The 22,154-nt window shown below is 68.5% G+C and carries 22 protein-coding genes and 1 pseudogene; 14 read left to right on the top strand and 9 right to left on the bottom strand.

Annotation, left to right across the window (positions count from 1 at the left end):
* Positions 1-6: 6 nt before the first annotated feature.
* The 4 genes from R4823_RS00215 to R4823_RS00200 all read right to left on the bottom strand — a co-directional run bounded on the left by R4823_RS00215 (position 7) and on the right by R4823_RS00200 (position 3,997).
* A complete protein-coding gene (locus R4823_RS00215; RefSeq protein WP_087838996.1) occupies positions 7-1,212 on the bottom strand; it encodes an FAD-dependent monooxygenase in 1,206 nt (401 codons plus the stop codon).
* Positions 1,209-1,418 (bottom strand): DUF2783 domain-containing protein, encoded by a 210-nt coding sequence (locus R4823_RS00210; protein ID WP_087838997.1) that lies wholly within the window; start codon positions 1,416-1,418, stop codon positions 1,209-1,211. Before R4823_RS00210 ends, R4823_RS00215 begins: the two co-directional genes overlap by 4 nt.
* Complete coding sequence (locus R4823_RS00205) at positions 1,408-3,099, bottom strand: FAD-dependent oxidoreductase (protein WP_165963254.1); 1,692 nt, start codon at positions 3,097-3,099, stop codon at positions 1,408-1,410. Before R4823_RS00205 ends, R4823_RS00210 begins: the two co-directional genes overlap by 11 nt.
* Before the next feature lie 125 nt (positions 3,100-3,224).
* A protein-coding gene (locus R4823_RS00200; protein ID WP_132980470.1) for an IS5 family transposase occupies positions 3,225-3,997 on the bottom strand; the annotation gives its coding sequence in 2 pieces (ribosomal slippage) (positions 3,225-3,673 and positions 3,673-3,997; 774 coding nt in all).
* 149 nt (positions 3,998-4,146) lie between these two features.
* On the opposite strand from R4823_RS00200, the gene R4823_RS00195 reads away from it, so the two are divergent.
* From R4823_RS00195 to R4823_RS00155, 9 genes are all read left to right on the top strand, one after another.
* Positions 4,147-4,662 carry a MarR family winged helix-turn-helix transcriptional regulator gene (locus tag R4823_RS00195; RefSeq protein ID WP_132980246.1) on the top strand — a complete coding sequence of 172 codons (516 nt, stop codon included), beginning with the start codon at positions 4,147-4,149 and terminating at the stop codon, positions 4,660-4,662.
* Between the two features lie 110 nt (positions 4,663-4,772).
* A complete protein-coding gene (locus tag R4823_RS00190) occupies positions 4,773-5,738 on the top strand; it encodes a tripartite tricarboxylate transporter substrate binding protein (protein WP_338617011.1) in 966 nt (321 codons plus the stop codon).
* 2 nt (positions 5,739-5,740) lie between these two features.
* Positions 5,741-6,364: a 2-hydroxychromene-2-carboxylate isomerase gene (locus tag R4823_RS00185; protein WP_132980245.1), complete on the top strand. Its 624-nt coding sequence runs from the start codon at positions 5,741-5,743 to the stop codon at positions 6,362-6,364.
* Positions 6,361-7,944: an AMP-binding protein gene (locus R4823_RS00180; protein WP_338617010.1), complete on the top strand. Its 1,584-nt coding sequence runs from the start codon at positions 6,361-6,363 to the stop codon at positions 7,942-7,944. Before R4823_RS00185 ends, R4823_RS00180 begins: the two co-directional genes overlap by 4 nt.
* A 196-nt stretch (positions 7,945-8,140) precedes the next feature.
* Positions 8,141-8,851 carry an amino acid racemase gene (locus tag R4823_RS00175; RefSeq protein WP_087839003.1) on the top strand — a complete coding sequence of 237 codons (711 nt, stop codon included), beginning with the start codon at positions 8,141-8,143 and terminating at the stop codon, positions 8,849-8,851.
* Between the two features lie 30 nt (positions 8,852-8,881).
* Positions 8,882-9,706, top strand: coding sequence for an IclR family transcriptional regulator (locus R4823_RS00170; RefSeq protein WP_132980244.1), 825 nt, complete (start codon positions 8,882-8,884; stop codon positions 9,704-9,706).
* A 3-nt stretch (positions 9,707-9,709) separates the two neighbouring features.
* The gene (locus R4823_RS00165) at positions 9,710-10,273 is read left to right on the top strand and encodes a GNAT family N-acetyltransferase (protein ID WP_338617008.1); all 564 of its coding nucleotides are present in this window, start codon (positions 9,710-9,712) and stop codon (positions 10,271-10,273) included.
* Positions 10,274-10,352: 79 nt separating this feature from the next.
* Entirely contained in the window at positions 10,353-11,150 is a 798-nt protein-coding gene (locus R4823_RS00160; protein ID WP_132980242.1) for a class I SAM-dependent methyltransferase, read from the top strand.
* The gene (locus R4823_RS00155) at positions 11,147-11,875 is read left to right on the top strand and encodes a class I SAM-dependent methyltransferase (RefSeq protein WP_132980241.1); all 729 of its coding nucleotides are present in this window, start codon (positions 11,147-11,149) and stop codon (positions 11,873-11,875) included. The genes R4823_RS00160 and R4823_RS00155 overlap by 4 nt, the downstream gene beginning before the upstream one ends.
* Before the next feature lie 98 nt (positions 11,876-11,973).
* Here R4823_RS00155 and R4823_RS00150 read toward each other — a convergent pair.
* Together R4823_RS00150 and R4823_RS00145 are read right to left on the bottom strand one after the other, a co-directional pair.
* Positions 11,974-13,146, bottom strand: a pseudogene (locus tag R4823_RS00150) (MFS transporter); the annotation flags it as partial.
* 137 nt (positions 13,147-13,283) lie between these two features.
* Positions 13,284-14,162: a M24 family metallopeptidase gene (locus R4823_RS00145; RefSeq protein WP_132980240.1), complete on the bottom strand. Its 879-nt coding sequence runs from the start codon at positions 14,160-14,162 to the stop codon at positions 13,284-13,286.
* Positions 14,163-14,204: 42 nt separating this feature from the next.
* Here R4823_RS00145 and R4823_RS00140 point away from each other — a divergent pair, with 42 nt between their 5' ends.
* Complete coding sequence (locus R4823_RS00140; RefSeq protein WP_279820138.1) at positions 14,205-15,053, top strand: LysR family transcriptional regulator; 849 nt, start codon at positions 14,205-14,207, stop codon at positions 15,051-15,053.
* On the opposite strand, the gene R4823_RS00135 is transcribed toward R4823_RS00140, so the two are convergent.
* From R4823_RS00135 to R4823_RS00125, 3 genes are read right to left on the bottom strand one after another with little or no spacing between them, the layout of a single operon-like run.
* Entirely contained in the window at positions 15,042-17,264 is a 2,223-nt protein-coding gene (locus R4823_RS00135; RefSeq protein ID WP_338617006.1) for a xanthine dehydrogenase family protein molybdopterin-binding subunit, read from the bottom strand. The genes R4823_RS00140 and R4823_RS00135 overlap by 12 nt on opposite strands.
* Before the next feature lie 11 nt (positions 17,265-17,275).
* Complete coding sequence (locus R4823_RS00130) at positions 17,276-18,277, bottom strand: xanthine dehydrogenase family protein subunit M (protein WP_087839020.1); 1,002 nt, start codon at positions 18,275-18,277, stop codon at positions 17,276-17,278.
* 10 nt (positions 18,278-18,287) lie between these two features.
* Positions 18,288-18,791, bottom strand: a complete 504-nt coding sequence (locus R4823_RS00125; RefSeq protein ID WP_243724602.1) for a (2Fe-2S)-binding protein — start codon at positions 18,789-18,791, stop codon at positions 18,288-18,290.
* Between the two features lie 198 nt (positions 18,792-18,989).
* Between R4823_RS00125 and R4823_RS00120 the strand changes: the two genes are divergently transcribed.
* From R4823_RS00120 to R4823_RS00105, 4 genes are read left to right on the top strand one after another with little or no spacing between them, the layout of a single operon-like run.
* Positions 18,990-19,961 (top strand): membrane dipeptidase, encoded by a 972-nt coding sequence (locus tag R4823_RS00120; RefSeq protein ID WP_279820142.1) that lies wholly within the window; start codon positions 18,990-18,992, stop codon positions 19,959-19,961.
* Positions 19,962-19,976: 15 nt separating this feature from the next.
* A complete protein-coding gene (locus R4823_RS00115; RefSeq protein ID WP_279820144.1) occupies positions 19,977-20,741 on the top strand; it encodes an RraA family protein in 765 nt (254 codons plus the stop codon).
* Complete coding sequence (locus tag R4823_RS00110; protein WP_279820146.1) at positions 20,738-21,103, top strand: NIPSNAP family protein; 366 nt, start codon at positions 20,738-20,740, stop codon at positions 21,101-21,103. The genes R4823_RS00115 and R4823_RS00110 overlap by 4 nt, the downstream gene beginning before the upstream one ends.
* Positions 21,104-21,149: 46 nt before the next feature.
* On the top strand, positions 21,150-22,127 hold the full coding sequence (locus R4823_RS00105) for a tripartite tricarboxylate transporter substrate binding protein (RefSeq protein ID WP_338617004.1): 978 nt from the start codon (positions 21,150-21,152) through the stop codon (positions 22,125-22,127).
* Positions 22,128-22,154 lie beyond the last annotated feature (27 nt).

Here is a 22,154-nt window from a genome sequence, read left to right as displayed (position 1 = left end):
GCGCTCCTAGGCGAAAGGCTGTTCGATGGCGTCATAGCCATAGACCCAGTCGTAGCGGTCCTCGACACGGTGCGGCTCCCACTCGCGCCGGATGTGTTCCCGCGCGGCGCCGGCCTCGGCCAACACGGGCGCATGGACGCGCGTGATCTGGGCCGCCGACTCGTTCACGATCCGCGTGGTCCGCTCGACCCGCATCCGTTCATACGAGGCCAGCGCGGCCGGAATGTCATCGGGTGTGCGGCGCAGGCAGCGGCCCAGCACCATGGCGTCTTCCAGCGCCATGTTGGCGCCCTGGGCCATGAAGGGCAGCGTGCTGTGGCAGGCATCGCCCAGCAGGGCGACGTGCCCCCGCACCCAGACGGGCAGGGTATCGCGCACGATCAGTGCCCATTTGTAGGGCACCTCGATGCGCTCGATCATGGCGATTACGTCCTCGTGCCAGCCTTCGAAATCCGCCAGGCATTCCGCTATCGTGCCGCGCGCGTTCCATGACTCGACCGTCCAGTCCGCCCGGTCCACCATGCCGATGAAGTTCAGCATCCGTCCCTTGCGGATGGGATAGGTCAGCACGTGCGCGGTCGGCCCCAGCCAGGACACGCCGCCCGTGCGGTTGATCGATGCCGGCAGGCGGCTCGCGTCGATCAGGCCACGCCAGGCCATGCAGCCGGTGAACCGGGGCCGGTCCGCACCGAACAAGGCCTGGCGCACCTTGGAATGGACGCCGTCGGCGCCGATCAGCGCATCGGCCCGGACGGTCCGGCCCGAGGCCAGGCGCATCTCGGCGCCCCCGTCAGCCGTGCCCAGGGACGCGAAGGCGGCGTTCAGGTGAATGGCGTCGCGTTTCTCCCGCCGCACGGCTTCCAGCAGCAGCGCATGCAGGTCCGCGCGATGGAACGTCAGGTAGGGCGCGCCGTACTTCGATACCGACGCGGCGCCCAGCTCCAGGTAGCGATTGGCGTCCGCCGTGTTCCAGACGCGGATCTCCTTGCCCCTGGTCTGGGTGCCCAGTTCGAACATGGCGTCGCCCAGCCCCCATGCCTGGAGCAGCCGCGTACCGTTGGGGCTGATCTGCACGCCGGCACCCACCTCGCCCAGCTCGGCCGCCTGTTCGTAGATGTCGACGTCGAAGCCCTGCTTGAGCAGGGCCAGCCCCGCGGCCAGGCCGCCTATGCCGGCGCCGGCGATGGCGATGCGTTTGTCGCCCGTGCTCATGCCTGCTCCCCATGCCGCAGGTCGCGCAGTGCGACCTCGATGACCTGCGCCAGCCGGCCCGGATCGGCCAGCATGGACGACAACATCAAGGCGACCTTGGCCAGGAAGACCGCCTCCTTGTCCGGCCCGGCCGCGTTCATCGCGACGGCCAGCGCCTCCCAATTGCGTTCCAGCAGCCCCGCGGGCAATGTCTGTTCAACCAGCATGGTCCAACTCCTCTTTACCGCGCACCGCGCGCACCAGGCACGGCAACACCGTTTCGGGTTCCCAGGCACGCCACCGCGCCATCACGTGGCCGTCGGGCCGCACAAGGTAGGCCGTACCCGGCCTGGCGTCGAACGCCCCGGCGATCCCGGCATCGTCGAGCGCGACGGCATCGATGCCGAACGGCACGCCCATCGACGCGCGCAGCGCGTCCAGGCGCCGCGACTTGTCGCCCAGTCCAGCGTCGCCGAACGCCAGCAGCGTGAAATCGCGACCCAGCCTGTCGTGCAGGAACACCGTCCCGCCGGCCGATGCGCCGCATGGCAGGTTCGGGCAGACGGCGCCGGGCGCGGGGCCGTGGCCGAACGAACCATCGTCGGCAAGACGCAGCGACGAACCGGTCATGCGCAGTTCCGTCACCTGGCGAGGATTGATCAGCTCGCGCACGAAGGGCTCGCTTACCGCCAGCGACAGCACCGCTTCCTGCATGACGGCGTGCCCGCGCGTGGGCGGCGTCATGAAACGCGTGCTCTTCTCCGCCAGTGCCATGTTCTGCCTGGCCGCATCCACGCGTTCGATCGAATAGGTATCCAGCAGGGCCGGCGGAGCCTGTCCCGCCGCCACCCAGGCCAGCTTCCAGCCCAGGTTGTGAGCGTCGTCCACGCCGCCGTTCATGCCCCGCGCGCCGAAGATGGGGACCAGGTGCGCGGCGTCGCCGGCGAACAGCACGCGGCCATCGCGGTAGTCGTCCAGCGTCAGGCTGTGTGCGCGGTACGGGCTGATCCAGTCGATCTGCCAATCCGCCGTCTCGCCTATCGACGCCAGGAATTCGGTCACCCGCTCGCGCACCCGCTTGGGCTGGATCTCCCGTTCCAGGTCCTCTTCGGGCAACAGCTGGTAGTCGATGCGCCAGATGTCGAAGGGCTGCTTGTGCATGATGATGGTCGCCCCCGGAAACGCCGGCGGGTCGAACCAGACGCGCCGGCCGGGCGGTTCCTTGCTGCGCATCTGGATGTCGACGATCAGGTAGCGGCCTTCGTACACGCTGCCCCGCAGCTCCTTGCCCAGCGAGCGGCGCACCGCGCTACGGCCGCCGTCGCACGCCACCAGCCACTGCGCATGCAACGCGTAGGACCCGGACGGCGTATGGACCCGGGCGGTCACCCGTTCGCCGTCCTGTTCGACATGCTCCAGCCGCGACGACCAGCGCAGGGAAACGTTGGGGTAGGCGCGCAGCGCCTCGTACAGGTACTGCTCGACGTGGCACTGCGCCAGCGACACCATGGGTGGATGCTTGAGCCGCGGATCCTGCTGCACCTGGAAATCCAGCACCAGCTTGTCCCGGTAGTAGCTGCGGCCGCCCTTCCACGACACGCCGGTCTCGACGAAACGCGTGCCCGCGCCGATGCGCTCGAAGATCTCCAGGCTGCGCCGCGCGGTGCCCACCGCCCGGCTGCCCCGGTTGACGGTGTCGTCTTCCTCCAGCACCACCACCTCGATGCCGCGCCGGGCAAGCTCCAGCGCCACGGTCAGGCCGACGGGCCCGGCGCCGGCGACGACCACCTGGTGCACCGGCGCGTCCCCGCGCATTTCCGGGGGAAGCTCGAAAGGATGGTGCACATAGTCGAAGTAAAGGGAGTCATATCGCGCGCCACTGCCCGATATGCCTTCGGTCGATGCCATGCCGGACACTCCATCAAGAATCGATATGCGGTCCATGCGCCGCAATTAGTTTCCTACGAAACTAATTTCCGAACAGTATTGGTTTCCTATGAAACCAAGTCAAGCGATTTCCGAAGGTTCGGCGACTAGGGCCTGTTAACACAACGCAGCCCATCTGCAATCAGGGCGAAATTGATGAACCCGGTAAACATGACGTCGAGTTTGTCGAAGCGGGAGAAGATTCTGCGGAAGCCTTTGAGTCGCCGAAACAGGCGCTCGACCTCGTTGCGCCGCTTATACATCTCCCGGTCGTACTGCCATGGCTGAACACGCGTCTTCAATGGCGGCACGACTGGGATGTATCCCAAATCCAAGGCCAGTTGCCGAGTCTCGTTGCCTTCGTAGGCTTTGTCCATCAGCAAGTGCAGTGGCCGATTCGGTCTGCCCAGGCGGCGCAACAGTGCCCGCCCCTGCGGGCCATCGCCGGCTTGGCCCGGCGACAGCGCGAAGATCACTGCCGTTCGAGCATCCGCGGCAACCAGATGAATCTTGGTGGTCCAGCCTCCTCGAGACTTGCCAATGCTTTGGCGGCCTTTTTTTTGAGGGCCCCCGTACCGTCCGGATGCACTTTGACTATCGTGCTGTCCAGCGACACCGCCTCGATGCGTATCCGGACAATCTGCGACTGCTGCAGTTGCTCGAACACCCGATCCAGAACGCCGCTCTTGGACCACCGGTTCATTCTCGTATAGATCGTGTGCCAGTTGCCAAAACGCTCCGGCAACCCTCTCCATTTGCAGCCGTGCTCGGCCACGTACAGGATCGCGTTCAGCACGTTCAGATTGCTCATGCTCACATTGCCCCGCTGGCGAGGAAGGCAATGCTCTATCTGCTTGAATTGGGCTTCGCTGATTTCCATCACCGAAGTATCTCTTAATTTTCATGATTAACACCATTAGTGTTAACACGACCTAGGCAAAACCCGGGTGCCTGCGCCACCCAGGCCTGCGTCCGCCGCGGCAAGAGGACTAGAATTCGCCCTTTGGCACCAGACCCTGCTTCGTCCCCATGGCCATCAAGCGATCGACGCCCGCTTCCTCCCGCCCGGCAGGCGAACACCCTTCCCTGCAGCTCGACGCCTTCCTGCCCTACCGGCTGAACATGCTGTCGAGCCTGGTCGCCGACCGCTTCGCGCGCAGTTATGCGGCGTATTCCGAACGCTTCGGCATCGACGGCCCGCGCTGGCGCGTGATTTCCTTCCTGGGTGAGCGGCGCGGCGCGGAAGGGGAACACGCCGCGATGACCGCACGCGATATCTGCGCCAAGACCCGCATGACCAAGGTCATGGTCTCGCGCGCGATCACCGATCTCGAGGCGGCGGGACTGATCCGGCGGCGGCCCAACGAGAACGACAGGCGCGAAGCCTTCCTGGACCTGACCGATGCCGGCCAGGAGGTCTACTGGGCCATCGTTCCCGTGGCCCTGGAATTCCAGGAAGACCTGCTGTCGGGCCTGTCGGCGCAGGAACGCGCGACGCTGTTCCGCGTGGTCGACAAGCTGCAGGGCCGGGCCTTGGAGATGTAGCGCGCCGGACTAGGGTTCCCCCTCGTTACGCATATTGTAAGGAAGCCTTATATTGTCCCTGCCAGCGATCGGCCAGCCGAGCAGAAGCGGCCAATGACTCAGGAGACACCATGCCTTGCAAACGCCTGTCGGCGGGGGCCGTCGTGCTCGCCGCGTTCGTACACGCCCCCGCCTTCGCGAACGACTACCCCACGCGGCCGGTACGCCTGGTAGTGGGCTATACCGCCGGCGGCGGCAGCGACATCCTGGCGCGCGTGCTCGCGCAGAAAATGTCCGAAGGGCTGGGGGTGCAAGTGGTGGTCGAGAACCGCCCAGGCGCGGCCTCGATGATCGCGACGGAGTACGTGGCCCGCGCGGCGCCCGACGGCTACACCATCCTGCTGGGCGCCAGTGGCGCGCTCGCGATCAACCCCGCGCTGTACAAGGAAGTGAAGTACGACGCCGCCAGGGATTTCGCTCCGATTTCGCTGGTCGCGTCGCTGCCGGTGCTGGTGGCCGTCAACAAGAGCGGGCCCGCCCAGAGCCTGCCCGAGCTGCTGGCCTATGCAAAGGCGCATCCCGAAAAAGCCAATTATTCGTCCGCGGCCGCGCCGTTTCGCCTGATCGGCGAACAGCTCAACCTGCAGGCGGGTTCCCGGTTCCAGGAAATCCTTTACAAAGGCAGTACCGACGCGGTCAATGCCGCCATCGCCAACGACGTGCTGGCGACCATTTCCGACTCGATTTCCATCGGCGCCGGCTTGAAGACGGGCAAGCTCAAGGCCATAGCGATCACCTCGCGTGCCGAACACCCCTCGTTTCCGGGCGTGCCGACCTTCACCAGCCTGGGACTCAAGGGCCTGGACGTGCAGCTGTGGCAAGGATTGCTGGCCCCCGCCGGCACACCGCCGGCCATCGTCGACCGTCTCCAGCGCGAGGTACATCGCGTGATCGCGCTACCGGAAGTCCAACAACGGTATGCCGCCATGGGGCTGGATCCGGAAACCAGCACGGCCGCCGAGTTCTCGCGTCTCATCGCCAGCGAGCTGACGCGATGGAGCGGCATCGTGAAGGCGGCCGGCATCGAGAAGTTGTAGGCATGGACCAGCCTTCCCCCATCGCCTTCTACTTCGATCCGATCTCTCCCTATGGCTACCTGGCTTCGACCCAAATCGAGACACTGGCGGCGCGCCATGGCAGGCAGGTGGACTGGCGGCCGGTGCTCCTGAGCGTCACGGTACTGCAGGTGATGGGATTGAAGCCGGTTCCGGCGACGCCGCTCAAGGCCGATTACTCCCGGCAGGACAAGCACCGCATGGCGCGTCTGCTGGGCGTGCCGATATGCGAGCTGCGCCACCCGGACGTGTCCCCCATCCGCGCGCTGCGCGCCTTCCTCTGGTTGAAGCGGCACGATTCCGCGCAGGCCGCGCGCTTTGCGCGCGCCATCTGCGCCAGGCTGTGGGCCAAGGGGGAAGACATCTCCACCGCGGAAGCGGTCCTGGAGGAAGCGGCATTGCTGGGCGTGGACACCGCGGCGCTGGGCCAAGGCATGGAATCGCCCGGCATCAAGGCCGCGCTCAAGGAAGAGGTGGATCACGCGGTCGCCCAGGGGGTGTTCGGCGTGCCTTTCTTCATCGTCGACGGCCAACCCCTCTGGGGGGTGGACCGCCTATGGATGCTCGAACATTGGCTCGAGCACGGTTCGTGGGATCCCGCGCCATGACACACCAGGACGCGCTGCTTCAATTCACCGGCCACGATCTGGCCACATTGCTCCGCAGGAAGGCGGCCGAGCGGCCCGGACACCCGTTCCTGACCTGGGCGCCGGAGCCCGGCGTATCGCGCACCTGGACCTACGCCGAGTTCGCCGGACAGGTCGCCTCGCTGGCGGGCGGCCTGGAAAGGCGCGGCGTGCGCGTCGGCGACCGCGTCCTGATGCACCTGGAGAACTGTCCGGAATTCCTGCTGACGTATTTCGCCTGCGCGCATCTGGGCGCCGTCTGTGTTCCCACCAATGCCATGGCCGCCGGACCGGAACTGGCCTATTTCGCCGAACTGACGGAGGCCTGCGGGGCCGTCACGCATCCGAAATTCGCGGCGAAGATCCGCGGCCATTGCCCCGGCCTGAAATGGCTGGCGATCACCGACGACGATGCCGGGCAGCCCGCCGACGCCGCCACCGCGCCACGGCCCGACGAACGCCACGCCGCGCTGCTGGCCGCGCCCGCGCCGCAACGCCCGCCCGACGCGGCGGCGCCGCTGTCCGTGCTGTTCACGAGTGGCACGACCTCGCGTCCCAAGGGCGTGGCATGGACGCATGCCAACGCCTTGTGGGCCGGCAGACTCGGCGCCATGCAGCACGGCCTGCGCGGCGACGACGTGTTCCAGGTGTTCCTGCCGCTGTTCCACGTGGTCGGCCTGTCCTGGTCGGTCTTTCCCGCGCTCTGGGCCGGCGCCAGCATCGTCCTGCAGCCCCGCTTCTCGGCCAGCCGCTATTGGCCGGTCGCGCTCGAGCATCGCAGCACCGTGGGATCTCACGTCATCTTCAGTGCCAACGTGCTGGCGGGCATGCCCGTTCCCCGCGGCCACGCCTTCCGGCAATGGTGCAATGCGCTTTGGCTGCCCGAGCACGAGGCCCATTTCGGCATCAGGATGATGGGAGCGTGGGGCATGACCGAAATGGTCGCGCAAGGCATCGTCACCGATCCGTGGTCGCCTCCCCGGCCCGGCGCCATCGGCCGCCCATCCGCCGGCTACGGCGTACGCATCGTCGACGACCGGGGCCGCGACTGCCTGCCCGGCGAACGCGGCAATCTTCTGGTCCGTGGCATACGGGGGATCACCCTGTTTGCCGAGTACTTCGGCAATGCCCAAGCGACGCGGGACGCCTTCGACGATGATGGCTACTTCAGGACGGGCGACAGCGTGCTGTTGCATGAAGACGGCTCGATCCAGTTCGGCGACCGCGCCAAGGACCTGCTCAAGGTCGGCGGCGAAGGGGTCTCCGCGGCAGAGATAGAGCGGGTCATCCGGACGGTACCCCGGGTAAGCGAAGTGGCCGTGGTCGGCCGGCCCGATGCCGCCTACGGCGAAGTTCCCGTCGCCTTCGTGCGACTGCCGGCGGACGGCGGCGTCACGGGGCTGGCCGACGCCATCGTCGAGGCATGCCGGCGGGAACTGGCCAAGTACAAGGTGCCGCGCGAGGTCGTGTTCGTCGAGGATTTCCCCCGCATCGGCGTGGGCAAGATATCGAAGGCCAGGCTCAGGGAACTGGCGGCGGCACCGGGCGCGGCAACGGGCTGACCGGTGCCGGCTCGCCTCCAGGCGCGCATGGAAATCGGGCGGATACGGGCCCGACGCCCTGCGTGCGGCGCCCGGCTGGCGCGGGCGCACGGGCATCGGCCGGAACCCCGGCCGCTATTGCACAATAGCCAATATATTGTTCATAGTACAATTCCTCGAATTTCGGGCGCCCAGCCATGCCGGAGGAATTCGACCCATGCCACAAACACAGCTGATCGGCCTCATAGGCGGCATGAGCTGGGAATCGTCGGCCCTGTACTACCGGCTGATCAACGAGGCCATGCAGCGCCGCGCCGGCGGCCACCACAACGCCGAGAGCATCCTCGTCACGCTGGACTTCGAGCCGCTGCTGCAGGCCGGCGCCGACGGCCGCTGGGGCGATGTGGGCGCATCGCTCGTCCATGCGGGCCAGCGGCTGGCGCGTGCCGGCGCCGGCTTCTTCCTGCTGACCGCCAACACCGCCCACCGCTTCGCCGACGAGGTCGAACGCGGCGTCGGCCTGCCCCTGCTGCACATCGGCACTCCCACGGCCACCGCGCTGCGAGCCGCCGGCCTGGATCGCGCCGGCCTGATCGGCACCCGCCACGTCACCATGTCGCCCTTCTACAGGGACTGGTACCGCGACCACCACGGCATCGAACTGGTTCCGCCGGCTTCCGAGGACTGCGCGGCGCTGGACGCCATCATCGTCGACGAGCTGACGCGCGGCCGCATCGATCCCGGCTCGCGCCGACGGGTGCTGGCGATCATTGACGGAATGCGGCTCGCCGGCCTGCAGGCGGTCGTCGTCGGATGCACCGAACTGCCGCTGCTGCTGGACGGCGCCGCGCCGCCTCTCGCCTGCTACGACACCACCCGGCTGCATGCCGAGGCCGCGGTCGAGCGGGCGCTGGGAGGACCGCCGTGATCCCGTCCACCATCTGACAGGTTGCCCCGCATGCCCGCATCGAAACAGCCCAAGCGTGCCGCAACGCCCGCCGTGCGCGAGAAGAAAGGCATCCAGTCCGTCGAAGTGGGCGTGCGGGTCATCGACGCACTGGCGGCCGCCACCGGCTCGCTGCCGCTGCGCGACATCGGCAGGGACGCCGGCATCTCGGCCAGCCAGGCGCACCGCTACCTGACCAGCTTCGCCAAGTCGGGACTGGTGGTGCAGGACCCGGCCACCGGCCACTACGGCCTGGGGCCGCAGGCGCTGCGCTGGGGCGTGTCGGCCATGACCAAGACCGACGTCTTCACGCTGGCCTCGCAGGCGCTGGACCGCATCTGTACGCGCTTCGACCTGACGGGCCTGCTGTGCGTGTGGGGCGAATCGGGGCCGACCTGCGTGCGGCTCAAACGCAGCACTTTCCTGATCGGCACCGACCTCGGCCTGGGATCGGTGTTCCCGGTCCTGACCTCGGCCTCGGGCATCGTCTTCATGGCCCACCTCCCGCCGGCCATCACCAAACCCTTCATCCAGAAGGAAGTCGCGCGCGCCAAGGCGCGGGGCGAACGCATGGCCGCCGCCGACCTGGACCAGACGAGGCAGGCCGTGCGCGCACGCGGCTATGCCGAGAACCACGGCCACTACGTCAACAACCTGTCGGCCCTGGCCGCGCCCATCCTCGACTACCAGGGCGCGCTGTCCACCGTCATCACGCTGATCTTCCGCGAACCGCCCGGCCAGGCGATCGTGCCCAGCGCCGCCGAGATCGCCGCGGCGCTGGTCGAGGAAACCCAGGGCGTATCGCGATCCATCGGCTGGAAGCCCGCGGCGGAGTAGGCCATGCCCATTCCCGCGCTTTCCACGCCGCGCCTGCTGCTGCCTCCCCTGACGCTGGCCGATGCCCCGGCCATCCAGCATGCCTTCGCGCGCAGGGAGATCGTGCGCTTCCTGGCCGACCGCGTTCCCTGGCCGTATCCCGAGGACGGCGCGCTCGTGTTCCTGCGCGATGCGGCGCTGCCGGCCATGGCGCAAGGCCGGGAGTGGCACTGGAGCCTGCGGCCCAGGCAGGAGCCCGGCCGGCTGATCGGCGTGGTGAGCCTGATGGACGACCCGGACAACAACCGGGGCTTCTGGATCGTGCCGGAATGGCAAGGCCAGGGCCTGATGACGGAAGCCGCCGAAGCGGTCACCGCCTACTGGTTCGACGTGCTGGGCAAACCCAGGCTGCGCGTGCCCAAGGCTGCGGCCAACATCGCGTCCAGCCGGATCTCGGCGCGCGGCAGCATGCGCATGGTCGCCACCGAGGAGCGCGGCTACGTATCGGGCAGGCTGCCCAGCGAAATCTGGGAGATCACGCGCGAGGAATGGCTTGCACGGCGCAAGGGCCAGGCGGCGGGCGGTTGATTGCCTGCATGCGGCCTCCTGGCCCCGATAGACGCGCATGGTAAAACAGATCGCCCCCGCGCTTCACCGGAGAGAACACATGGACAGCACGAGCTCCATCCATCACTCAGCCGTCGACGGCTATACCAAAGGGGCGGACACCTACGTCCGCGGACGTCCCGACTATCCGCCGGAAATCGCCGGATGGCTGCGCGATACGCTGGGCCTGCATGCCGGCGCCACCGTGCTGGACCTGGGCGCGGGCACCGGCAAGTTCACGCCCCGCCTGCTTGCCACGGGCGCCAGCGTGATCGCCGTGGAGCCGGTGGCTGCGATGCTGGACAAGCTGGCCGCGTCCCATCCCGAGGTCCGCCCGCTGGTCGGCACGGCCGACGCCATCCCGCTACCCGATGCCAGTGTCGATGTGGTCGTGTGCGCGCAGGCCTTCCACTGGTTCGCCACGGCCGAGGCCCTGGACGAGATCCATCGCGTGCTCAAGCCCGGCGGCCGGCTGGGACTGGTCTGGAACATGCGCGACGCGCGCGTGCCCTGGGTGGCCGCGATCGACCGCATCGTCAACGAGTTCGAGGGCGACGCGCCGCGCTACTACACCGGTGCCTGGCGCCAGGCCTTTCCCCATCCGGGCTTCGGCCCCATGGACGAGCGGCACTATGCCAACGACCACACCGGATCCCCGGAAGACGTCATCCTGAACCGGGTGCGCTCCACCAGCTTCATCTCGGCGCTGCCGCCGGAACAGCGGGCCGGGGTGGATGAACGGCTGCGGACCTTGATCGACGCCCAGCCCGAACTGCGCGGCCGCGACGTCGTGACCGTTCCCTACGACACCGCCGCATACTGCCTGGTGCGGGTGGATCGGGTGGCATCGGCGCCATGAGCCAGAACATCTACGACAACCCCGCCTTCTTCGAAGGCTACGGCCGCCTCGGCCGGTCCGTCCACGGCCTGGCGGGCGCGCCCGAGTGGCCGGCGTTGCGGGACATGGTGGGCGACGTCCGGGACCAGGCCATCGTGGACCTGGGCTGCGGATATGGCTGGTTCAGCCGATGGGCGCGGGAGCATGGTGCCGCTGGCGTGCTGGCGCTCGACGTTTCCGAGCGGATGCTCGCTCGGGCGCGGGAGCTGACTCCCGAAGGCGGCATAGACTATCGGCGGGCAGACCTCGAACAGCCCGCGCTGCCAGCCCGGGCATTCGATCTCGCGTACAGCTCGCTGACCTTTCACTACATCCAGCGCCTGCCGGAACTGCTCGCGGCCATCCACGCCGCGCTGAAGCCGGAAGGCCGCCTGGTTTTCTCCATCGAGCATCCGATCTACATGGCCTCGCGCCATCCGGGATGGTTGCCAGGTGTCGACGGCCGCAAGACCTGGCCAGTGGACAACTACCAGCTCGAAGGCCCGCGCGTCACGAACTGGCTGGCCGAGGGCGTGGTCAAGCAGCACCGCACCCTGGGCACACTGTTCCGGCTCCTGGTCGAGGCCGGATTCACCGTGACGCGCCTGGTCGAATGGGGCCCCACGGAAGAACAGGTGCGGGCCATGCCCGAACTGGCGGAGGAGCGCGAGCGGCCGATGATGCTGCTGGTCTCGGCATCGGCTTGAACGGCCGGTCCGGCCGGCCGCCCTGGAAGCATGCAAGGGCGGCTACGCATGATCCGGCCGCGCATCGCCCGCATCTCCCGGCCCAGCGACAGCGCCAATATCGCGGCCGCGCCCAGGCAGCCGGCCAGGGCTGCCATGCCCAGCGAGAAGCTGCCGGTGCTTTCCTTGATCCAGCCCATCAGGTAGGGGCCGGCAAAGCCGCCCAGGTTGCCCACCGAGTTGATCAGCGCGATGCCGCCCGCCGCCGCCGTGCCTTGCAGGAACAGCGGCGGCATTGCCCAGAACGGCCCCAGGCAGGCATAGATGCCGACCGAGGCCAGGCCCAGGCAGCACAACGCGATCCACGGCGTGCCGAAGTACAGACTGGCGAGCAGGCCGGCCACGCTGAGAAGGGCCGCGGCCGCGACGTGGCCGGCGCGTTCTCCGCGCTTGTCGCTGCGGCGGCCCCAGGCCAGCATGGCCACCGCGCTGACGGCATAGGGCGCGGCCACGATGAAGCCGACCGCGGCATTCGAGTAACCCATCGCCTTGGCGATCTGCGGCAGCCACAGGCCGATGCCGTACAGCCCGATGACGATGCCGAAGTACACGCCGCACAGGACCAGCACGCGGCGATCCACCAGGGCCGGCCACATGGCGTGGTGGCTGCGCCCCGAACCGGCCAGCCGGTCCCGCGCCAGGTCTGCCTCGACGATCTCGCGCTCGCGCGGCGACAGCCACCTGGCGGTGGCCGGCCTGTCCGGCAGCGCGAACAGGACCACGATGCCGAGCACGCACGAGGGCAGTCCTTCCAGGATGAACAGCCATTGCCAGCCCTTGAGCCCCATCACGTCGTCCATGCCGACCAGCAGGCCCGAGATGGGCGAGCCGATCGCGCTGGCCAGCGGCACCGCCGCCATGAACAGGGCGATGAACTTCGCCCGGTGACGGGCCGGGAACCAGTAGGTCAGGTAGAGCAGCATGCCGGGCAGGAAGCCCGCCTCGGCGACGCCGAGCAGGAAGCGCAATGTAAGGAAGCTCGCGGTGCCGGACACGAAGGCCATGGCCGCCGAGATCAGGCCCCAGGTCACCATGATCCGCGCGATCCACAGCCGCGCGCCAACCTTCTCCAGGATGACGTTGCTGGGAATCTCGAACAGGAAGTAGCCGATGAAGAAGATGCCTGCGCCCCAGCCGAAGATGGTCGGCGTGAAACCCAGGTCCTGGTTCATGGTCAGCGCGGCGAAGCTGATGTTCACCCGGTCCAGGAAGGCCATCAGGTACAGCAGCATCATCAGCGGAATGATGCGCGCGCTGATCTTGCGGTAGGGGTCGATCGGCGTGTCGTTGTCCATGCCCGCTCCGGTGGGGGATGTCTTTTTGGCCGCGCCCATCGTAGCGCATTCCCTCCGGAGCATGGCGGGCCCGCCTACGCCCCCCCGCCCAGCACCGTGACGTCGGTGGGCCAGTCGGTGAACGACCCGGGTTCCGAGACCTGTACGCCGTGGGGCATCCTGCCCATGCGCCGCGCGCCGCGCGCCGTGACACGCACGGTGTCGCCCCAGGCGAACTGGAACACGCCGTCGGCGGTCGAGATCGCCGGCTTGCAGATATAGACGCCGTCCTCGGGGAACACCGCCTCCATGGCGCGTTCGGTCGCGCCGTAGAAGGGATCGCCGCCGAGCTTGGTCAGCACCAGCGGCCGGTCGTCGCCCAATCCCCGTCCGTGCAGGATAAGCGAGGCCTTCAGCCCGGCCAGCGGGCCGCTGCGCGGCGCGATGCGGCGCGTGATGTCCACCGTCGCGGCGATCGCCTCGCGTACGGTGGCACCGGCGCGCAGCACCTCGAGCAGTTCGGCGTACATGTCGCCATGGATGACCGACAGGTCGCGGATGACGGGCGGACAGCGGTTCACCGCCACCACGGGCAGGCGCTGGGCGCGGTAGCCGATGACCGAGGCCTCGATCTCGCCCAGGATCAGGTCGCCCTCGCGCAGCGGCCGGGCGGTGGGCCGCGTGAGCGTGCGGCCGGGATTATCGCCGCTGATCCAGTTGAAATGAACCGACAGTTCCGAGCCGCGCCGAAACATGGCGTGCATGGTCTCGGCCCAGACGACATAGTCCGGCACCCCAGGCTGCGCCGCGGCCAGTTGCGCCTCCAGCGCGCGCTCGACCAGGTCGATGGAGCATTGCAGGACGTCGATCTCTTCCTGGCTCTTGACCTCGCGCACGTCCTGCATCAGTTCGCCTGCCTCGACGAAGCTCGCGTTCGGCACCGCGCGGACCAGCGCCTCATAGGTGCCGTGCATGATGGTGCCTTCGGGGGTGCGAGTCCCACCGACCAGCCCGCGATGAGCCACGCGCTGGCCCGCCTGCGCGACATGTATGGCGATCCGCTGTTCGTGCGGCTGGCCAAGGGCGTCGAGCCCACTCCCTTCGCCGACGAACTGGTGGGCCCGGTGTCCCAGGCCTTGCAGATCCTGGCCCAGACGCTGGAGAAGGGTTCGTTCGTACCCGCGACCGCGCGACGCGTGTTCCGCCTGGCGATGACCGACATCGGCGAGCACACCTTCCTGCCCCGGCTGATCCGCCATCTCCAGCACCATGCGCCGCAGCTGTGCGTGGAGACCATCGCCACCAGCGCGAGCCCGGAGGAGCTGGCCCAGGAACTCTCGAAGGGGACCATCGACCTGGCGCTGGGCGCCATCAACCCCGACATCGCCGGCGTGCGCAGCCGGATCCTGTTCTCGGACGTCTATGCCTGCGTGGCGCGGCCATCCACGGTGCCGCGCGGCACGCTCAGCCTGGCCGAGTTCAAGCGGGCGCGACACGTGGTGCCGAACGTGGCGGGTACCAACCATTCGATACTGATCGACCGCATGCTGGTGGCCAACGGCATGAGCGACAGGGTGGTGGCGCGGGTGACGCACTTCCTGGCCATCGCCGAACTGGTGTCGGACACCGACGTGGTGGCCATCATGCCGCGCAACCTGGCGCTGTCGGTGGCCCGGCGCTGGGGCCTGTGCCACTTCGCTCCGCCGGTGCAGATGCCGGGCTACGACGTGATGGTGTACTGGCACAAGCGCCATGACCAGGAACCGGGCAACACCTGGCTGCGGCAGGCGATCGTGGAGTTGTTCCATGGCGGGCCGCATCCGGCCCGGACGAAGGCCAGGACACGGGGTGGGTCAATCCGCTGACCGCGCCTGCAGCAGCGTCTCGACCTTCACCGGCAGGTCCCGCACGCGCACGCCGGTGGCATGGTGGACAGCCGAGGTGATGGCAGCCGCCACCCCGGCCAGGCCGATCTCGCCGATGCCCCGCGCGCCCAGTTCGTTCAGCACGGTGTCCGGATGCTCGACGAAATGCACGTCGATGTCCGGCGCGTCGGCATGGGTGGCGACCATGTAGTCCGCGAGGTTGTTGTTGACGGGTGCGCCCTGGCGCGAATCGTAGGAAGTTTCTTCCAGCAGCGCCATGCCCACCCCCATCACGACGGCCCCCTCGATCTGGTTGCGGCCGGTGCGCGGATTGATGATGCGCCCGGCATCGATCACCGTCACGACGCGGGCCACGCGCAGCCGGGCGATGGCCGGCTCCCAGGTCACCTCGACGAAATGAGCGCCGAAGGAATGCATGGAATGGCGCTTGGCCCGGGGGTCGGCGTCGCTGCCCTCGGACTGGCCGTGGCCCTCGATCCGCTCGATGCCCGCCGCGCGCAGCACGTCCTGGAAAGGCACCCCGGACGATGGCGGGCGCCCCGCGCCATGCAGCCGGCCGCCGGTCAACCGCAAGTCGTCGGCGGCCACGCCGGCCAGTTGCGGCAGGCCGGCGCGCGCGGCGCAGGCGGCCAGCTGGCGGACCGCGTCGCGGGCGGCCGCCAGCACCGCGGGCACGAGCGAACCGGTGGCCATCGAGCCGCCGGAGGTGGGTCCCGGCGGCAGCGCCGTGTCTCCCAGCGCCACCTCGATGCGGTCGGGCGGCAGGCCCAGCACCGAGCCCGCCATCTGCGCCATCACGGTGTAGGTACCGGTGCCGATGTCCTGCGTGGCGCTGGCCACGCGCGCGGTACCGTCGGCCCGCAGCGCCACGCTGGCCTGTGCCTTCAGCCTGACCGCCATCCATGAACAGGCCGCCATGCCCCATCCCAGGACCAGGCCGTCGCGCCGCATGGATCCGACGCGCGGATCGCGCCGTGCCCAGCCGAAGCGCTCCGCGCCTTGCAGCAGGCACTCGCGCAGGTGGCGGGACGAGAAGGGCAGGCCGGCCGCTTCGTCCTGCTCGGGTTCGTTGCGCAGCCGCAGTTCGACGGGGTCCATGCCCAGCTCGATGGCCAGCTCGTCCATGGCCGATTCGATCGCGTACAGGCCGGGAACGGCGCCCGGCCCGCGCATGGACGTAGTGGGCGCGATGTTCCGGCGCGCGGATCCGTAGGCGGCGCGCAGGTTGGGTGTGCTGTACAGGAAGCCGGTCGCCTCGCCGCAGTTTTCCTTGTGGTATTCATCCATCGCCACATGGAACAGGTAATCGTGCCGCAGCGAGGTCAGCTGGCCATCCCTGGTCGCGGACAGGCGCACGCGCTGGCTCGTGTTGGAGCGATGCCCGACGTTGTGGAACATCATCCGGCGGCTCAGCACCAGCTTGACCGGACTTCCCAGGTCGCGCGCCGCGGCCGCCGCCAGCAGCGAGTGTCCCCAGGGCCAGAGCTTGCTGCCGAAACCCGACCCTACGTGTTCGGTAACGACGCGGACGCTATCTTCCGGCACGTCCAGCATGCGCGCCATCGCCACGCGATGGTTCACGATGCCCTGCGAGCTTTCGTACAGCGTGAACGCGCGGCCGTCGTAGACCGCCACGGTGGCGTGCATCTCCAGGGGATTGTTGGTCTCGGGCGGCGTGGTGTAGGTATGGTCGATGCGGATCCCGGCTTGGGCGTATGCGCCCGGCGCATCGCCGCGCTCGGTATCCACCCGCGGTTCGTCATCGGGCGCCAGATCCATGGATACGTCCGGCGTCTGCGCGTCGTATTGCACGGCCACCGCCGCCGCCGCGGCCATCGCCTGCTCCAGCGTGTCGGCCACCACCAGCGCGACATACTGGCCGTAGTAGCGGATCTCGTCGTCCTCCATCGGCGGACGGTATTCGTCCAGCTTGGCCGCGCTCTCGTCCACGCGCGGAAAACGGCCGATGTTCTCGCGGGTGTAGACCTTGCGCACCCCGGGCATGCCGCGGGCGACGCCCGTCTCGATGCCCAGGATGCGCCCCTTTCCCACGGTGGCGCATACCGGTACGGCGTGCAGCATGCCGGGCAAGCCGTGGTCCGCCGCGTAGCGCGCGCGGCCCGTCACCTTGAGCGGCCCTTCCACGCGGATATGGCCGGCGCCGATGGAGGATTCGGTGTGCTGGGTCATTTCGCTCTCCGTCAGCCGGCCGCCGTCACGGTATCCAGGGCGTGGACCAGGCAGCGCCGCGCCAGCTCGATCTTGAACGCGTTCTGGCTTTGCGGCCGCGCCTCGCGCAGCAATTCCCGCGCCGCGGCATCGAATACCGCCGCCGAGGGCGCGCCGCCCGCCAGCAGGACTTCGGCCGGCGGCGAGCGCCAGGGCCGCGTGCCCACGCCGCCCATGGCGACCCGCGCGGCCTGGATGCTGCCGTTGGCCATGGTCACGACCACCGCGGCCGAGGCCAGGGCGAACTCATAGGACGCGCGATCCCGCAGCTTCAGGTAATGGGAGCGGGTGCCGGCTGGCAGCGCGGGCAGCGTCACGTGCGTGATCAGCTCGCCTTCCTCCAGCACCGTCTCGCGCTGCGGCGTATCGCCCGGCAGCACGAAGAAATCGTCGATGGCCACCGTGCGCGCGCCTCCGGGCCCCTGGATGTCTATCGTGGCGCCCAGCGCCATCAGTGCGACGTTCATGTCCGACGGATTGCTGGCGATGCATGCCTCGCTGGTCCCCAGCACCGCCAGGTTGCGGTTGTAGCCGCCGATGGCGGGACAGCCCGAACCAGGCTCGCGTTTGTTGCAGGGCATGGCCACGTCGCGGAAATACACGCAGCGGGTCCGCTGCAACAGGTTGCCGCCGGTCGTCGCCATGTTGCGCAACTGCGCCGAGGCTCCGGACAGCAGCGCCTGCGACAGCACCGGATAGCGTTCGCGGATCAACGGATCATGGGCCAGGTCCGAATTGCGCACCATCGCGCCTATGCGCACGCCGCCGCCGGGCGTGGCCTCGATGCGGTCGAGCGGCAGATGGCTGATATCGATCACCATGGCCGGCCGTTCCACGTCCAGCTTCATCAGGTCGATCAGCGTCGTGCCGCCCGCCAGGAACCGGACCGTCGAGCCTTGGCGGTCTTCGGCATAGGCGGCGGCACCCACCGCCTGGGCGACGTCTTCGGCTCGCCAGAGCTGGAATATTTCCATGGCCGCCCCGCTACGCGGTGCCGCGGCGCGCCTGCCGCACGGCCGCCAGGATGTTCTTGTATGCGCCGCAGCGGCAGAGGTTGCCGCTCATGGCCTCGCGGATATCGGCATCCGTCTCGCCGCAGGGTTCGGACAGCAGCGCCGCCGCCGACATGATCTGGCCCGCGGTGCAGTAGCCGCACTGGTAGGCATCCTGCTCCAGGAAGGCCGCCTGCACCGGATGCAGTCCGCCGTCCCGGGCCAGTCCTTCCACGGTGGTCACCTCGCGGCCGTCCAGCGTGGCCGCCAGCACCAGGCAGGCATTGACCCGCCGGCCATCCAGGTGGACGGTACAGGCGCCGCACTGCCCATGGTCGCAGCCCTTCTTGGTCCCGGTCAGGGCGAGGTGTTCGCGCAGGCAATCGAGCAGGGTGGTGCGAGGGTCCAGGCGCAACTCGTGGCGCACCCCGTTGACGGTCAGGCCCACTTTCGTGGACAGGAACATGGCGGGTTGCGAGGCGGGGGCAGGGCACATGGCGATCTCCGGAAGCCCCGGCGCCGCAGCAACTGCCGTTCCCGGCCCCGGCCCGGGCATGGGGACCGGCGCCGCCCGTTTTGCCCTTTTGGTCCATATATCGGACTACCTATATCGACACATTATTTCTATAAACAGAAAATCCTGCTCTCGCTGGTCCATATTACGGACCAGCAATCACCAGGAAAACTACCGAGCATGATCAAGGTATTCGACTTGCTGAACGGCGCGCGCATGACCGCCGCCTACGCCGAGGCCTGCCTGGCCCACGGCGTGGAAGCCGTCCACATCACGCTGAACAATTTTCGCGGCATCAACCCCATCCCCGACCTGCGCCATTCGCTGAACCAGCTGGCGGACTACCGCGCGCACCTCGCCACCCTGTCGGACCTGGTCCAGGTGGTCGAGGACGGCGACGGCTTCGAGCGAGCCAGGCAGGCGGGCAAGCTGGGCATCGTGCTGGGCTACCAGAACGTGCCGGGCGTGGCGCGTGACCTGAAGCTGATGGAGCTTTTCCACGCGCTGGGCGTGCGCGTGATCCAGGTCGCGCACAACATCCGCAACCTGTACGGCGACGGCTGCGCAGAACCGGCCGACGCCGGACTGTCCTCGCTGGGGCGCGAACTGGTGGGCGTGCTGAACGACCTGGGCATCGTCATCGACCTGTCGCACGTGGGCGACCGCAGCGGCCTGGACGTGCTGGCCCTCTCGCGCCATCCGGTGGCGGTGACGCATGCCAATGCCTACGCCCTGTGCCCCAACGCCCGCAACAAGAGCGACGCATTGCTGGACGCGCTCAAGGCCAACGGCGGCGTGCTGGGCATCACCTACCTGCCGCCGCTGGTGCGCATGCCGGGCGAAACCCCGGGCGCGCAGGACGTGGTGGCGCACATCCGCTATGCCGTCGACCGCATCGGCGTGGCGCACGTGGGCATAGGCTCGGATTTCATCACCGACCAGCCGGCCGAGCGCTACCAGGAATTCATGCGCAAACCCGAGGTCTACGGGACCTGGCCATGGCGCTATCCCATCAACGACCTGCAGGCCCAGCAGGACATGCTGGCCGGCCTGGCGGACATCGGCCTGGCGCGCCGCGACATCGACGCCATCGCCCGCGACAACTTCCTGCGGCTCTTCCGCATCGTGATGGCGGGCACGCCCGCCGCCTGACCACAAGGACATCCCATGACCAGCAAGACTCCCCTGGGCAAGCTGCCCGCCGCCGTCTTCGGCGACCTCGACATCCCCCGCTATCCGCAGGCCGTCATCGACGCCTTCCTGGCGCTGGAGGACCTGACCGGCACCGTCTCCGACGCCATGGACGAACTGGGCCTGTGCGGCGTGGTCCCGGGCTGCGACCTGCCTCCCACCCTGCCCGGGCGGCGCATGGCCGGCCCGGCGCTGACCCTGCGCAACGTCGAACAGCGCGATGACGCCTACAAGGGCGCCAAGGACCGCATCTCGAAGATGGCCGAGATCGAGGCCCACAACCTGGCCGAACCCGGCGACGTGCTCGTCATCGAAGGCGTGCCCGGCATCTCCAACATGGGCGGGCTGTCGGCCGCCATCGCCAAGCGCCAGGGCGAGGCGGGCGCCGTCATCGACGGCGCCATCCGCGACGTCGAGCAGTCGCGCTCGCAGGACTTCCCGATCTGGTCGCGCGGCGTCAGCTCCATCACGGGCAAGTGGCGGCTGGAGACCGTCGCCATCAACGGCATCGTGCACATACGCGGCGTGCAGGTGCGGCCCGGCGACCTGGTGGTGGCCGACGAAGGCGCCATCTGCTTCATCCCGCGCGAGGCCGTCGAGACGGTACTCAAGCGCGCCCAGGAAATCGGCGAAGGCGAGGCCCGCCGCTACCACGATATCCAGGCCGGCATGCCCATTCCCGAACTGGCCAGGCGCACCCACGTCTACAAGTTCAGCCAGGACCAGCGGGAGGCGACATGATCGTCGAACAACGCCTCTATACCTTCCACCCGGGCAACCTCGACGCCTTCGTCGCGCTCTATAGGAAGGAAGGGATGGCCGCGCAGATGCGCCACCTGCCCGCGCTGCTGGGCTACTACGTGAGCGAGATCGGCGCCCTGAACCAGACCGTCACGCAATGGGGCTACCGCAGCCTGCAGCAGCGCATGGACTGCCGCGAGGCGCTGTTCGCCGACCCGGACTGGAAGGCCTTCCTGGTCCAGGCCAGGCCGCTGATGCTGGCGCAGGAGTGCCGCATCCTCAAGCCGGCGCCCTTCTTCCGCGAACGCCTGGCCCATCTCATCGACGACGCGCGCGGCCTCGACCTGTCCGGCCAACCCTGACGCGCCACGACACGGGCCGCGACAGGCCCGCACAATGGAGACATACATGTTCAAGCCCCTTATCCACTGGGCGGCCGCCTTCGCGCTGGCCGCCACCGCCTCCCTGCCGGCCCGCGCGGCCGACTTCCCCACCCGCCCCGTACGGCTGCTGGTACCGTTCTCCCCGGGGGGAGGCATCGACCAGCTGGCCCGTATCGCGGCGGTGAAGATGGCCGAGGACCTCAAGCAGCAGGTCGTCGTGGAAAACATGGCCGGCGCCGGCGGCGCCATCGCCGCCAAGACCGTGGCCAACGCGGCGCCGGACGGCTACACCCTGATCTTCAATTCCTCGTCCGCCGTCGCCACCGGCCTGCTGGGCAAGGAGCGGCTGGGCTTCGACCCGGTCAAGGACTTCGCGCCCGTGTCCCTGGTCGCCCAGTTCCCGCTGGTCATGGTCGTCAATCCCAAGGTGCCGGCGCGGAACATGAAGGAATTCGTCGAACTGCTCAGGAAGAATCCCGACAAGTACAACTACGGGTCTTCCGGCAACGGCACCGCCATCCACCTGGCCTCGGAGCTGTTCAAGACCCTGGCCGGCGTCAACATGCAGCACGTGCCCTACAAGGGCACGGCGGCGGCCATGCAGGACCTGCTGGGCGGGCGCATCCACATGATGCTGGACGGCGTGCCGCCGCAGATAGGCAACATCCATGAAGGACGGGTGCGCGCGTTGGGAGTGACCACCACCGAGCGCTCGGCCATGCTGCCCGACGTGCTCACCGTGGCCGAGGCGGTACCCGGCTACGCGTTCCCGTTCTGGGTCGCGATCTACGCGCCCGCCGGCACGCCCCAGCCCGTCCTGGACCGCCTGGCCGCGGCCGTCTCGGCCGCCGCGAAAGACCCGCAGTCGCGCCAGCGGTTCAAGGATGCCGGGTCCGACGCCGTCGGTTCCACGCCCGCGGAACTGGCCGCCTTCTGGAAGCAGCAGATCGACCTGTACAGCGGCATCGTCAGCAAGACCGGCATCAAGCTCGACGGCGAGTGACGGCCAACCCGCATGCTACGATGCGCG

The organism is Pigmentiphaga sp. CHJ604 (assembly GCF_036972535.1).
Taxonomy (GTDB): Bacteria; Pseudomonadota; Gammaproteobacteria; order Burkholderiales; family Burkholderiaceae_B; genus Pigmentiphaga; species Pigmentiphaga daeguensis.
This window is presented reverse-complemented; position numbering and strand designations above follow the sequence as displayed.